Annotated in this window: 11 protein-coding genes; 5 read left to right on the top strand and 6 right to left on the bottom strand. The window is 45.7% G+C overall.

Annotation, left to right across the window (positions count from 1 at the left end):
• Positions 1-436 (top strand): GGDEF domain-containing protein (locus tag L5M11_RS08945; RefSeq protein WP_263191899.1); only part of this gene is annotated, 436 nt, incomplete at its 5' end.
• Between the two features lie 267 nt (positions 437-703).
• On the opposite strand, the gene L5M11_RS08940 is transcribed toward L5M11_RS08945, so the two are convergent.
• Positions 704-1681: a transposase gene (locus L5M11_RS08940; protein WP_263185472.1), complete on the bottom strand. Its 978-nt coding sequence runs from the start codon at positions 1679-1681 to the stop codon at positions 704-706.
• Between the two features lie 129 nt (positions 1682-1810).
• Positions 1811-2311 carry a GNAT family N-acetyltransferase gene (locus tag L5M11_RS08935; protein ID WP_263185420.1) on the bottom strand — a complete coding sequence of 167 codons (501 nt, stop codon included), beginning with the start codon at positions 2309-2311 and terminating at the stop codon, positions 1811-1813.
• 443 nt (positions 2312-2754) lie between these two features.
• Here L5M11_RS08935 and L5M11_RS08930 point away from each other — a divergent pair, with 443 nt between their 5' ends.
• Positions 2755-4764 (top strand): ATP-dependent DNA helicase, encoded by a 2010-nt coding sequence (locus L5M11_RS08930; RefSeq protein ID WP_263191898.1) that lies wholly within the window; start codon positions 2755-2757, stop codon positions 4762-4764.
• 237 nt (positions 4765-5001) lie between these two features.
• Here L5M11_RS08930 and L5M11_RS08925 read toward each other — a convergent pair whose 3' ends face one another.
• Together L5M11_RS08925 and L5M11_RS08920 are read right to left on the bottom strand one after the other, a co-directional pair.
• A complete protein-coding gene (locus L5M11_RS08925; RefSeq protein WP_028759787.1) occupies positions 5002-5292 on the bottom strand; it encodes a cytochrome c3 family protein in 291 nt (96 codons plus the stop codon).
• 535 nt (positions 5293-5827) lie between these two features.
• A complete protein-coding gene (locus tag L5M11_RS08920) occupies positions 5828-7816 on the bottom strand; it encodes a TonB-dependent receptor domain-containing protein (RefSeq protein ID WP_263191897.1) in 1989 nt (662 codons plus the stop codon).
• 418 nt (positions 7817-8234) lie between these two features.
• Here L5M11_RS08920 and L5M11_RS08915 point away from each other — a divergent pair, with 418 nt between their 5' ends.
• On the top strand, positions 8235-8813 hold the full coding sequence (locus tag L5M11_RS08915; protein ID WP_263191896.1) for a nuclear transport factor 2 family protein: 579 nt from the start codon (positions 8235-8237) through the stop codon (positions 8811-8813).
• 51 nt (positions 8814-8864) lie between these two features.
• Here the strand turns inward: L5M11_RS08915 and L5M11_RS08910 are convergent, their stop codons facing one another.
• Positions 8865-9500, bottom strand: a complete 636-nt coding sequence (locus L5M11_RS08910) for a class I SAM-dependent methyltransferase (protein ID WP_263185423.1) — start codon at positions 9498-9500, stop codon at positions 8865-8867.
• 487 nt (positions 9501-9987) lie between these two features.
• On the opposite strand from L5M11_RS08910, the gene L5M11_RS08905 reads away from it, so the two are divergent.
• Positions 9988-11277, top strand: coding sequence for an NAD(P)/FAD-dependent oxidoreductase (locus L5M11_RS08905; RefSeq protein WP_173244619.1), 1290 nt, complete (start codon positions 9988-9990; stop codon positions 11275-11277).
• A gap of 45 nt (positions 11278-11322) precedes the next feature.
• Here the strand turns inward: L5M11_RS08905 and L5M11_RS08900 are convergent, their stop codons facing one another.
• Positions 11323-12201 (bottom strand): LysR family transcriptional regulator, encoded by an 879-nt coding sequence (locus L5M11_RS08900; RefSeq protein ID WP_028759792.1) that lies wholly within the window; start codon positions 12199-12201, stop codon positions 11323-11325.
• A gap of 176 nt (positions 12202-12377) precedes the next feature.
• Here L5M11_RS08900 and L5M11_RS08895 point away from each other — a divergent pair, with 176 nt between their 5' ends.
• Positions 12378-13517 (top strand): S-(hydroxymethyl)glutathione dehydrogenase/class III alcohol dehydrogenase, encoded by a 1140-nt coding sequence (locus L5M11_RS08895; protein ID WP_014610474.1) that lies wholly within the window; start codon positions 12378-12380, stop codon positions 13515-13517.
• Positions 13518-13564 lie beyond the last annotated feature (47 nt).

The raw sequence follows: 13564 nt of genomic DNA, 5'->3' as shown, positions 1-13564 counted from the left end.
TGACAAGATACTGCAGCATTTTACCCAATTTATCAGTGCTCGCACGCGCCCATACGATATCTTTGGTCGCTTCGGCGGTGAGGAATTTGCGCTATTACTGCCAGAAACGTCGGTCGATGTCGCGCAGAAAATTGTGACGCGTATGATGTTAGCGCTTGCGAATGAAGATATTTCAGCGATAGTCGCCGATTTTCACTATCAATTTTCGGCAGGAGTGAGTGCGTTAACACCTGTAATTACTCATCATGCCATCGAAGAAAACAGCGGTATTTTAGCGCTTCAGTCTGTGCCTTCACCGATTGAAATCGGGAGTCAGTGCCGTTCAGATGCTGAAAAGCTGGTGGCCGAGGCCGATAAAGCCTTGTACCACGCTAAAACTACGGGGCGAAATCGTGTCGTGGTTTGGGATGATGTGATATTAACGGCTAAAGCTTAGCGAACCCAATGGTTGACGAAATCTAAGCATCGCGATACCAAACCAAGCGATTTCTAAGCCACCCATGATGCGAAACATAGCCTACAACACCAAATCGCATTTACCAAAGGTATTTTTACTGAGGTTGAAAGTCACATTTTCGAGGTTTTTTTGGTCGTTTTGTATTAATTTGCCGATAGTTAGCTGAAATTGGATGAATTAAGTTCGAGCCATATTCTCCACTGCGGTGGATTAATCAATTTGAACACTAAATTATCTCTGCTTCGGTCAGCTTGCCATTAAATGCTGGCAGCTGTGTCGATAATGCCTTCGTCGCTTTTCAAGGTGTTCGCAGTAACAAGTGAGCTCTTGCAAAGTACCCACGGGACCTTTAAATAGCTGTCCGAAATGGTGAGTGAGCTTAAGCCAATGCTCAGGTGGAATATTAAGGCGACTCAGTAAGCTAGCACTGCTCGAACTGATACTCCCGCATTTATCATCGCGAATAATTCTGCCTGTATCGTCGACCAGTTGCAGATAATCTTGTAAATCAAAGTGCAGCCCTTTAGACATATTGTCCCGCTCATTACCGATAAAGGGCAATAATGTTTGAGGTTGTTTGCCTGCGAGTGCCGCGCGGATACGCCGTTGAATACTGGTGAAATCCGACGTTGCTGGTGTTGTGGCTAGATGAGCGCGGATAGGGTTGAGGTCAACATAGGTCATACATGCGAGTACTGCCGCCTCATCGAGTAGGGCTTGGGATTTAAAACGGCCCTCCCAGAAGCGTCCTGTGCAGTTATCCTCTTGATTTGCCTTACGGGCGATAGGTTCATTTAACGCTCGCATAAACCAAGAGATATCACTTAAGCGACTGCGGTATAGAGCGATATGGTGTTTAAGGTTAGCCACGTCATGGGCTTCAACAACGTGCCCTTTGACAAATTGTTGTGTTAATTCAGTGCCTTTAAATACTTGATGCCAATGCTCAAGCACTTCTCTATCGCTCCATTGATTGGCTTGGTAAATATCCACACAGAGTACCAAGTGCAGATGGTTGCTCATCACTGCATATGCTGCAACATCAATAGCAAAGACTTGAGCCAGTTTAAGTAATTGCTGCTCTACCCACTCGCGTCTATGGTCGTAATTTTTACCTGAGAAAAGGTCTTGACCACACAAATAGGCACGTCTGACTACTCGACTACAGCAGTGATAAAAGGGCGTATCTTCCAAACTGACTTGAGTTCTCCTTGGCTGTGGCATCATCACACTCCTTGTGCGGGGAAACAGACACTAAGCCTAGTTGCAAATTTGGTGATTCACCAAGAAGCACCATCAAATTCACAATAATTAACAATGGGTGGCTTAGAAAAACTTGAATAACATCGATTGTTAGATGTGTTCATTTATGATGAAAGTATAAAACGGCGTAGTTTCATCCTCGATTAACTCACGTACTGAATTAAGCTGTAATCGTTTTGATACCGCTTTAAAAAAGCGCAAAGCCAGTTCATTTTCTTTGAACGTAGCGACCAGTATCGGTGTGCTAATCTGCTCAAATATTTGACGGACTACTTCGAGCGCAATCCAACCACCGCGATATTTAGGAAGAATAAAGAGGTCAGCCAGTTCCCAGATAAGCCTTTTTTCATCTTCAACCCATTCTAGTAGAACAAAGCCTATCAATACTTCATTTACCCAAATGAGGTAGGCTTTTGCCTCTTGTGAGTTAACATAGGATTCAAGATCTGAGGCTGTAGAGCCATCATATAACCCATCAATGCCTATATCTTCTTTACTCCAATGTGTTGAATCAAAATAATAAAGTTGGAGCAGACGTTGTAGTGTTGTGGTGTCACTTGTTTTTAAATTGATAAGACTAACGTTTGACATCATTCATCCTGATTACCTGCGTCTTAGTATTGATGCTTGGGCACTGAAACATCCTGTTATCGAGCGTATATAATGGTATAGAGTTTTGCTTTGCTGAGGTAGCTTATTTATTTCAAATGGTTAGTGGCAGGCTGAAATCGACAGAAGTTTGGAACTGTTACAGCTAGCGCACATGCTTTGGCGGATGCTAGCAAATACCGACGTTTAAATTGGCGTTAATTACGCGGCTAACTTGTAGTCTTATCTCAAATCAGCATAATGCTTCGAGCCGTTAAGCTTAACGCTATTGTTTACGGTCGCGGCTTGCGGCACTAACCAGTGCTTGTGGTTAATTAAAGTATCACTATGCACTCGCTCAGCAGCCCCGCAGCAGCTTATAGCGTGGCCTTACTACATTGTTTTATAACGCTCCCTAACACCTTGATAAAGGATTGATTCTCCCTTTGACTCGCTTTCGCCAACCGACATCAAAGCATGTTTCCTCTAAAGAAACCGTCGCTAAGCCTTCTGCCTTAAAAGGCGCCGCTGCGGTGAGTCGACTCGCGTCCGAAGTGCAACGCGCATTTTTGCCCGATGGAGTATTGTCTAAACATATTCAAGGGTTTAGTGCGCGAACAAGCCAAATGCAAATGGCACAGGAAGTGAGTGAGGCGATAGCGGCGAAGGGCAATGTGGTGATTGAGGCGGGTACGGGGGTAGGTAAAACCTTTGCGTATTTGATCCCCGCGATATTGAGCGGTAAGCAAGTCATCGTAAGTACGGGCAGTAAAAACTTGCAAGAGCAGTTGTTTTTTAAAGACTTACCCGCGCTGGTCGCCATGTTGGGGATTGAGCCTAAACTGGCTCTACTAAAGGGCCGCAATAATTATCTGTGCCAGTGGCGACTCGATAAGCAAATGAGCGAGGCGACGCATATCGATGCGCGTTTGTTGGATGATTTGTTGAAAATTAATCAGTGGGCGAGCACCTGTAAAGATGGTGATATTGGCGGTTTAACCTCAGTGCCTGAGAATTCTTCGGCGCTGCCACTTGTGGTCAGCACTAAGGAAAGCTGTATTGGTAAGCGCTGCGATTTTTACGATGCCTGCTTTACCCGCAAGGCGCGCAGCCGTGCCCTGGATGCTAAAATCATTGTGGTTAACCACCATTTATTTTTCGCCGATAGCGTACTGAAAGACACGGGCTTTGCCGAGTTATTACCCGATCCTGATGTGGTGATTTTCGATGAAGCGCATTTATTACCCGATATTTGCGTTAACTATTTTGGCCAGCAATGTTCGAGTCGTACTATCGATGATTTCATTCAAAAGCTACTCGCTATTTATCAGACTGAACTCAGTGATACTGGGCAACTCGCCCAATTTTGCCAGCGTTGCCTCGCTAAATTAAGTGATTGGCATAATCAGTTATATTCCTGCGGCGAATCCGATTGGCGTTTATTGCTGGGCAATAAAGCGCTCGCGGCGGCGTCATGGGATTTATTAGCGGAATTAACCGCGCTGCAGAATTTATTAATGGCCCATATTGGGCGTAGTGAATTGTTAGATGATATCACCATTAAGTTGGCGGAGCTGAATAACAAGCTCAGTGTGTTTTTTAACTGCGATAATAATCTGGCGGCCTACAGCATCGAATTTGGTAGTCGCTTTGTGGTGCTGCGAATTTCACCAATCAATATTGCCCGTGAGTGCCAACAATTATTTGTGCCCGAAACCAGCTGGATATTTACCTCGGCAACTTTGCAGGTTAACCTCAGTCTTGTTCATTTTGCCCGAGAAATGGGTATCGTCGATGCGCAGCAAAGTATTCTCGACAGTCCCTTCGATTATCCCCGCCAAGCGGTATTTTGTGTGCCGAGACAACTTGGGAGCGTGACCAATCAACAGCAAGCATTAAAGCAGTTGGTGGATGTGTGCGTGCAAGCGATAGATGCGGCACAGGGACGGACTTTCATTTTATTTACCAGCCATAAAATGCTCGAACAAGCGGCGCTGGCACTGCGAACTCGCACTCAGTATCCGCTGCTGGTACAAGGCCAAGCGGGTAAACAGAGTCTGCTGACTAAGTTTCGCCAACTCGGCAATGCGGTATTGCTCGGCACCAGTAGTTTTTGGGAAGGGGTGGATGTGCGCGGTAAATTGTTAAGCTGCGTGATTATCGACAAATTACCTTTTGTGTCGCCCGATGAGCCCCTGTATCGCGCCCGAGCTGACAATGTGAGTCGTCAGGGACTCGATCCTTTTACTGAAGTGTCCTTACCTCAGGCCATTATTGCGCTGAAACAAGGTGTTGGCCGTCTTATTCGCGATGAAAAAGATCGCGGTGTGCTGATCCTTTGCGATAATCGCATTGTGAATCGCTACTATGGCCAAGCTTTTTTAAACTCGCTGCCACCGATGGCGCGCACCCGTGACCTAGAAAAGGCATTGGCGTTTTTGAGAACAATCCCCTGAGAGTCGTCTATGGCTTACCTAGCACAATTAAACTTGCCCTATTTGCCTGACATGGGATTCTGAGCTAAGTATTGAGCCGTTACACATATTGTAAGGATATAAAAACGTAGGTAAAAATTGCCACCTGTGAGCAATAGATGGCAAACACCCTTGGAGGTTGGGTCAAGTGGCATCCTGCCTAATGGTTCCATTCAAAATAAATAATTCTTCGGCCTTTGGTTTTAGATTTTTAGTGAATTAATGGCATTCTTTGCAAGCATCTGCTGGTGCTTTTTCTTGATGAGCGATATGGCAATTGGTGCATGTTAAAACGCCATCATGTTTAGTATGAGCTTCACCTGCGAGAGTTTTCATTTCTCCATGGCATGATACACATTGCTGATTTTCAAAAACATAATCTGCTGAAGGTTTTTTATCTTTATGGCAGGATTCACAGTCAGATCTTTCAGAATGACTGTCGGCAAGTGATACCGCCATTAAATTAGTTGAAAAGCACAGTGCGCACATTAGCATCATCTTTTTAAGCATGTTATTTTCCTTTTTTATTGTTGGTTAAATCATCATTCTGAAGCGAGTAAATCACATATCTAGCTATGAAATATGTAACTTGAAGTTGGAACTGTATTTTTCTCGCTGTTTTATTAGTGATATAAACGGAAAGATAATATTGCTTTTGCTTGGTGCGTAAGTTTAATAATCGAGAATTTTACACCTCAAGCTTTAGCAGTCTTGCGTGTGTATAATAGTTTTTTAATATGACAAAACCTTGATCGTTATCAAAGGTTAACGGGTGAGTTATTTTTTAGCGTTAAAGTATGATCAAGGTTATATTGCGGAATGTAAAAGACTAATGATTTAAATCTGGATTATGTAATTTATATTTTTGATGTTTATTTAAAAATTCTATATTTTAGAAAATATATTGATTTTGCTTTTTCTAGTCGGATGTGTGATATTTATTTTGGTCTTAAAACAATAGGCGAAGCCAAAACGGGCTTCGCCTATGATGTTTAATGTTGAGTAGCAGAGCTATAATTACACATTAATTTCTGGCTTGTAGAGCTTAGAAACTTGCAGTTACCCCAGCATAAATACTGCGACTCTTTTGAATATAATCAAGGTCGGTGGCAACTTGGTCACGTTCAGAATCCGTTAGGTTAGTCACGCCAAGCTTCAGTCTAAACATAGGATTAATTTGATAATTCGCACCTATATCGAGCGAGCCATAACCCTCTGATTTGACATTGGCTCGCAAATACTGCTCGCCAGTATAATGGTAGGCGATAAAGGTGGATAAACCATCGAATGCCTGCCATTGCAGTTTTAGGTTATAGCTGTCGTCCGGTGTTAAGGTAAAAGGCGCGCCATTTTGCTTATCTTCGGCATCGGTTTTACTGTAATTACCGTTTAGGCTGAGATCTTGAGTTAAATTGTACCAAGCTTGTAATTCCCAACCAGTGATCTTAGCTTCGTTCACGTTTTGGTAAGTTAATACTGTACCTGGGACTCTATTCCAAGTTTCGGTGATAATTTTATTTTCTACATCGTTATGGAAGTAGGTGATTGAGCCACCAAAATCCGTGGTTTGATATTGGGTCGATAACTCGTAGTTCACTGAGGTTTCGGGTTGAAGATCAGGATTTCCCGCAACGGTACAGGCGCCACGACAAGCGGGGATAATATAATCGGCTTGGGATTGCGCCATATTTGGCGCTTTAAAGGCTTTGCCGCCACCACCTTTAATGACCCATTCAGAGCTTAAGTTATACACTAAATACAAGCGTGGGCTAAATTCGGTGCCGTACACATCGTGGTGATCGACGCGCCCACCTAAGGTGATATTGAGTTCGCCTAAGCTAAATTCATCTTGTAGATACAATGCCGATTGGCTGTCGTCTAAGGTGCCATCACCTAAAATATTGCGGCTATTTTCGAGCTGGGTCCAACGGTATTCTGCACCGCTGGTTAACATGTGATCGCCAAGCAGGACAGTGGTTTGACCGTCGAGATTGTGGTTGGTTTGGGTGATATTACCAATCTCGGCGATTAACGCTGAGTCGTCAGTCACCCCAACATTTTCATAGTAATAGCGCAGGCGAGTATCGCCCCAGTTCCAGTGGCCATTATGGGTCAGACCTGAACTTATCCGCTCCGCTTGTTGGTTATTGGTGAGAATCGTGCCGTAGTTATTCCAATCAGACTCACGTTCATCGTTGGCGTAACTTAAGTCAAATTGCAGATCTTGCTGGTTATCAATCAGCCATTGTAAATTGGCGAGGGCGCTGATTTCATCTCTGTCTTCTAGCGCATCAATAGTGGGTTTTAAGTCCGAGCGCCATGCATCGCGTTTATTGCTGTCAACGATTAAGTTTGCCAGTAATTTATCTTTGATCAGCGCGCCACTGCTGTAGAAATTGTACTTAGTGCTATCGCCACCCTTACCACTGGTAGGTGCATCGTATTGCACGCCAACGCTGGTTTGCCAGTCTTCAGTCGGTTGACGCAGTATGACGTTAACCACACCGCCTAAAGCTTCTGAGCCGTAGAGGGATGACATAGGCCCACGTACAACTTCGATACGTTCAATGGCAGACATTGGAATAGAGGACAAGTCAAAATCGTTGCCATAACCAGAGGTTAATGCTTCGCGGGAGTTAATGCGGCGGCCATTAATCAAGATTAAAGTGTAATCTGAATCCAAACCTCGCAGGCTGATCTCATTGCGGCCATAGGGCGTGCCTTCGCTGATGTTCACACCCTGTAAATAACGGACTGCGCTAGCGAGATCGTCTATGACTAGCGCTTCAAGTTCACTGCGGTTAATCACGGACACCGAAGCGGGCGCCGAAAGCTCCGAGTGTTTAGTTTGTGTTGCTGTGATCACCATGCGTTCCATTTCTGGAGTGGTATCTTGCGTATTTGCAGCACTAGCCCATGCTGCAGGTAATAACAAACATAAACCAATAGCGCGTGATAGCTGGCTCAACATAGGTGTCTGTGTTGCATGAGATAGATGCGAGGTTTGGCGAGTGCGACGGATAAAGCGGGGCATATCATTCTTCCTTCGGTAATTTTGGCGAATGATAATTATTCTTAATTATAGCTTCAAGCTTGGATGTCTCTCTTTTGTGTAAAGGCAGTGTAAATTTTTAGTGTTTAATAACAGTGTGATAGCCCGTATATTCGACGAGTGGCTCGCTGGCATGGTCATCCTGATTGATCGCATTGAGCATAAGGTACTGAGTATGACGATCGTCGGATAAATCACTAAAAAATAGTGAGAATAATCAGAAACTATCACCGCACAAAATTGCGTAACGTAATATGAAGCTATATCAATATGATTAATATAGATATTTTAACTGGCATAAGCTTTGCTGGCGATGTGACTTTATGTTTCGTGGTGCATTCATGTTTGTGACGTGAATAGTCGCCATACAAAATGTATTGCCAATATTTACGGAGAGAATATGAATCCAGCATTTTATAGCCTAGCCACAGTCACTGTTTTAACTTTGTCACTCGCCACTACCGAACCTGCTGTTGCCACAGATACGCCAACATTAGCTAAAGCAGCATCAGTTAAAACGGCTGGGGCTCCACAAGCTGACATTGCGCAGCCCGCTACTGCACTTACAGACACTTTATCTACCCAAATTGCAGCGGTGGATTTTGCTGTGTTCGACAGTTTCAATAAGTGCGCCGTCCCCGCTGAACTAAAGAAACACGCTGACTTTTTCACTGAAGATGTAGAGTTTTACCACGACACGGGTGGCGTCACTTGGAACCGCAAGGACATGATCGCTAATACCGAAAAATATGCCTGTGGCCATTACCGCCGCGAGTTAGTTGCGGGCACGATGAAAGTGTTTCCGGTGAAAGAGTTTGGCGCGATAGAGCAAGGCGTTCATCGTTTTTGCAGCTTTGAAACAGGTAGCTGTGATGGCCTAGCCGACTTTGTCATTGTATGGCGCAAACAGAACGAACAGTGGAAAGCTACCCGAGTGCTGAGCTATGGGCACAGAACCGCCGAGGCCAAAACGGACTAAACCACTCAACCAAAGCTAGCTTTTAACAAAAAATGAGCCTTTAACAAAAAGCTAGCCTCTAACAAAATGCAGTAGTCGATTATTGGCCGGCATAGCCACATCTTGCTTCAGCGTTAGGCCTTGCTCGCTGGCTAAACTGCAAATCCATTCAATATCACGAATGCCGCTGGCGGGATCGCGCTGTTTTAAAAAGGCATCAAACTGGCGATTGCTGTCACTGCTAAATTCGCCTTGGTAGTTAAAGGGGCCGTAAATGCACAGGGTCTTGAGTTGGGGGAGATACAGACCAAGGCCAGTAAAAAACGCTTCAACCATATTTTTGCTCATAATATGCAAAGTGTTTGCAATAAATACGCCATCAATATCAAATGTTAATCCCTTCACCGGCCATGGCGCGGTAACATCAAGGGTAAGTGGTAAGCGTAGGTTTGCCGCTGCATTGGGTCGCTTGCCTTCATGCATACACCTTGCGGTAATGACCTCAATATATTCAGCCTGATCGCTGGTTTGCCAGATTAAATGGGGAAGATTTGCTGTAAAATACACAGCATGTTGCGCTGTGCCACTGCCGATTTCGAGTACATGTTGGTTGAGTGAGAATGCTTGTGTTAATACCGCTAAAATCGGCGCTTTGTTGTTTTCACATGCTTGGGAAAACGGCAATTGGACAAGTGGTAATAGTGGCATAATGGACTCTAGGTTGCTGAGATAAAAAGAGGATGACGCCGCACAAGCCTATCTTAAACCAGCAAAAAGTATAAGGCTTAAAAGATAAAATCAGCCGCGCCTTAACATTCGGAGTCTCTATCTTAGGTACCTTAATTTTAGATCCTTAATTTTAGTGCCTTAATTTTAGGTACCGCCATTTCAGAAGCTTCCATCTCAGAAGCTTCCATCTCAAGCACCTCCATTTCAGGTTCTTCAAGAAGGAGCCTGCAGCCAGCTCTACTCCCTTTGTCATGTCCTGCAAAAATAGTTATCGCAATTCACTGTTGACCTCGATCTCAACTTAGATATACTCACAAATTCTGAACGCTTGTAAAAAATATAAAACAACGTCGGTATAATGCCGCGTTAAAACGAGTGCCCAGAACTAAGACTTAACACTCACTTTCAGCCATCAACTTTCAACAGTTAATTTTCAACAGTTAACTTTCAACATCAAGGAATGACCATGCCAGCAGAGCGTTGCGCCTCCTACTACAATGCCACCATTGACCAAGAGTCAGATTATCCTGCGCTTGAAGGCGACATTCGAGTCGATGTAGCGATTGTCGGTGGCGGTTTTACCGGCGTGGCAACGGCGTTGGAATTATCTGAGAAGGGCTATAAAGTGGCACTTATTGAGGCCAATAAAATTGCGTGGGGCGCGACCGGACGCAATGGTGGGCAGGTGACGGGCAGTTTGTCCGGCGATGTTGCGATGACAAAACAGCTGCGCCGTCAAATCGGCAATGAAGCTGAAGATTATGTGTGGAATATGCGTTGGCGCGGCCACGATATAATTAAAAATCGGGTGGCCAAGTACGGCATAAACTGTGATTTAAAGTTTGGTCATATCCAAACCGCTTACCAGCCAAAGCACATGCACGAGCTTAGGGCTATGCATGATGAGGCGCAGCGCCGCGGCATGGGTGAATTTATGACGCTGGTATTCGCCGATGAAATGCCTGCCTATTTAGGCTCGCCCTTGTATCACGGCGGCTTAGTCAATCGGCGCAACATGCATTTGCACTCAGTCAATTTATGCCTGGGTGAAGCCCGCGCGGCAGCAGGTCTTGGGGCGTTAATCTTTGAACACTCACCCGTACTTGATATTGAAGAAGGCGATGTGGCGACTGTTGTCACAGCCAAGGGAAAAGTGCGCGCCAACAGTGTGCTGATCGCCGGTAATGCTTACCATAAACTCGCCCGTCCAAAACTGCGTGGTATGTTATTTCCGGCGTCCTTAGGCAATTGCGCCACTGCGATTCTGCCCGATGATGTCGCTTTGCAAATCAATCCGCAGGATTTAGCCGTGTATGATTGCCGCTTTGTACTGGATTACTATCGCCTGACCGCGGATAAACGGCTGATGTTCGGCGGCGGCACTAACTACAGCGGCCGCGATCCTAAAAATGTGGCTGCGGAATTACGGCCCGCGATTGAGCGTACGTTTCCACAATTAAAGGGCGTTAATATCGAATTTGCGTGGGCGGGAATGGCAGGAATTGTGATTAACCGTATCCCGCAGCTCGGCAAAGTGTCGCCTAATGTGTTCTATTGCCAAGGATATTCTGGGCACGGAGTAGCGACATCGCACATTATGGCCGAGATCATGGCCAATGCGATGGACGGGCAATTGCGTGAGTTTGATTTGTTTGCCGCCATGCGCCATATCCGCATTCCGTTAAATGAATGGTTCGGCAATCAAGCGTTGGCGTTAGGCATGTTGTATTACACTTTGCGGGAAAACTGGCGCTAGTCTGCGCCGTGTTGTCTGCTACCAATCAATCTGCTCAAACAGTATTTAATCCTGCTCGGCGAGTTTTTCGGCAAGGTAATCGACCAATACACGGATCTTAGCCGACAGGTGGCGGTTTTGCGGATAGAGTGCCCAAATGCCTTCTTTGGCTTCGCGGTGACTGTCAAGGAAGGAGAGCAACCGTCCGGTTTGAATATCTTCTTCAATATAATAATCAGGCAGTTGAACTATCCCTATGCCCTTTAGTGCCGCATCCCTTAATGCGTAGCCACTGTTACAATTGAGATTGCCGCGGACTTTAATATTGCGCTCGCGGCCATTTTCTACAAAGCGCCAGTAATTATGATTACCGATCAAACAATTGTGCTGGCTAAGTTCTGATAAGGTATGGGGCTGACCGTATTTTTCCACATAGCTTGGTGAGGCGGCGACATAGTGGGTACGGCTGCTGAGCGGTTTGGCCATCAAACTCGAATCTGCGAGTTTTCCGAGGCGAATGGCCAGATCATAACCGCCTTCAATCAAGTCCAAGGTGCGATTGGTCAAGTCGACGCTAAATTCAACGCTGGGATATTGCACCATAAAATCATTGAGTAATGGCATGATAAATTTCTCGCCATAGGCGACGGGCGCCGTGAGCTTGACTAAGCCTTGGGGTGAGTCCTTTAGGTTTGAGATGGCGCGCTCGGCTTCTTCTAACCCCGTTTGTAATTGGCGGCAGTGACGATAATAAATCGTGCCTTCTTCGGTTAACGACACTTTGCGGGTTGTGCGGTAAAAGAGTTTTGTGCCGAGGCGGTTTTCTAAGGTGCTCACTTGGCGGCTAACGTGGGCGGTGGAGATATTCAGCCGCTGCGCCGCTAGGGTAAAACTTTCGGCCTCAGCCACCGCGACAAATTCAGAAATGCCGTCCCAGAGATACATTGTTGTTACTCAGTAAAAATGAATTGCTTGAATACTAGATTGTCTCTCGCTGAGAAACAAATACAATCCTCCTATTCAGTAGCATCAGTGCAATGGTCGCAAGAATTTGCTTGGCCTGAATTGAATTTATGATACACCAATGACTTACTCCTATTACCTATTCAAGGGACGTAACAATGTCGAACGAAAAACCGCAGTTTATTAAATCAAAGGCAGCTGTTGCTTGGGGACCAGGACAACCGCTTAAGATTGAAGAAGTGGATGTGATGTTACCTAAAGCTGGCGAAGTCTTAGTGCGCATTGTGGCTACGGGCGTGTGTCACACGGATGCCTTTACCCTGAGCGGTGATGATCCAGAAGGCGTATTCCCAGCGATTCTAGGCCACGAAGGCGGCGGTATCGTTGAGCAAGTGGGCGAGGGTGTGACCAGCGTACAAGTGGGCGATCATGTGATCCCACTTTATACCCCAGAGTGCGGCGAGTGTAAGTTCTGCCTATCGGGCAAAACTAACCTATGCCAAAAAATTCGTGCGACCCAAGGTAAAGGCTTAATGCCCGATGGCACCACGCGTTTTTATCTCGATGGCAAGCCCATTTTCCATTACATGGGCTGCTCGACCTTCTCTGAATATACCGTGTTACCTGAAATCTCATTGGCGAAAGTCAATAAGAGCGCGCCATTAGAAGAAATTTGTCTGCTGGGTTGCGGCGTGACCACTGGTATGGGCGCTGTGATGAACACGGCCAAAGTGGAAGAAGGCGCAACCGTGGCGATTTTCGGCCTCGGCGGTATCGGTTTATCGGCGATTATCGGTGCTACTATGGCCAAAGCCAGCCGCATTATCGCGATTGATATCAACGAGTCTAAATTCGAGTTAGCCAAAAAACTCGGCGCGACCGATTGCATCAATCCTAAATTACTCGATAAGCCCATCCAAGAGGTGATCGTTGAAATGACCGATGGCGGCGTGGATTACTCATTCGAGTGTATCGGCAACGTCAACGTGATGCGCAGCGCCTTAGAGTGTTGCCATAAAGGCTGGGGAGAGTCGGTGATCATAGGTGTTGCCGGTGCTGGTCAAGAGATTTCAACCCGTCCATTCCAATTAGTTACTGGGCGAGTATGGCGCGGTTCTGCCTTTGGCGGTGTGAAAGGGCGTTCTGAACTGCCCCACATTGTTGAGCGTTACATGGCGGGCGAATTTAAGCTCGATGATTTTATCACCCATACTATGGGACTTGAGCAAATCAATGAGGCGTTTGAGCTGATGCACCAAGGTAAGAGCATCCGTAGCGTGATCCATTTTGATAAATAAGCGATTTTGCACGTTAAGTTGATGCTTCAGCTTGATGTGACAAACCA

It is taken from the genome of Shewanella sp. SM87, assembly GCF_025653705.1.
Taxonomy (GTDB): Bacteria; Pseudomonadota; Gammaproteobacteria; order Enterobacterales; family Shewanellaceae; genus Shewanella; species Shewanella oncorhynchi.
The sequence above is the reverse complement of the archived record's forward strand: the minus strand, read 5'-3'. Positions and strand labels throughout refer to the sequence as shown.

What these genes read in the sequence shown, in the direction of transcription:
- L5M11_RS08940 (WP_263185472.1), bottom strand. Translation starts at nt 1,681, where the DNA reads ATGCCACAGCCAAGGAGAACTCAAGTCAGTTTGGAAGATACGCCCTTT.
- L5M11_RS08935 (WP_263185420.1), bottom strand. Translation starts at nt 2,311, where the DNA reads ATGTCAAACGTTAGTCTTATCAATTTAAAAACAAGTGACACCACAACA.
- L5M11_RS08925 (WP_028759787.1), bottom strand. Translation starts at nt 5,292, where the DNA reads ATGCTTAAAAAGATGATGCTAATGTGCGCACTGTGCTTTTCAACTAAT.
- L5M11_RS08920 (WP_263191897.1), bottom strand. Translation starts at nt 7,816, where the DNA reads ATGCCCCGCTTTATCCGTCGCACTCGCCAAACCTCGCATCTATCTCAT.
- L5M11_RS08915 (WP_263191896.1), top strand. Translation starts at nt 8,235, where the DNA reads ATGAATCCAGCATTTTATAGCCTAGCCACAGTCACTGTTTTAACTTTG.
- L5M11_RS08910 (WP_263185423.1), bottom strand. Translation starts at nt 9,500, where the DNA reads ATGCCACTATTACCACTTGTCCAATTGCCGTTTTCCCAAGCATGTGAA.
- L5M11_RS08905 (WP_173244619.1), top strand. Translation starts at nt 9,988, where the DNA reads ATGCCAGCAGAGCGTTGCGCCTCCTACTACAATGCCACCATTGACCAA.
- L5M11_RS08900 (WP_028759792.1), bottom strand. Translation starts at nt 12,201, where the DNA reads ATGTATCTCTGGGACGGCATTTCTGAATTTGTCGCGGTGGCTGAGGCC.
- L5M11_RS08895 (WP_014610474.1), top strand. Translation starts at nt 12,378, where the DNA reads ATGTCGAACGAAAAACCGCAGTTTATTAAATCAAAGGCAGCTGTTGCT.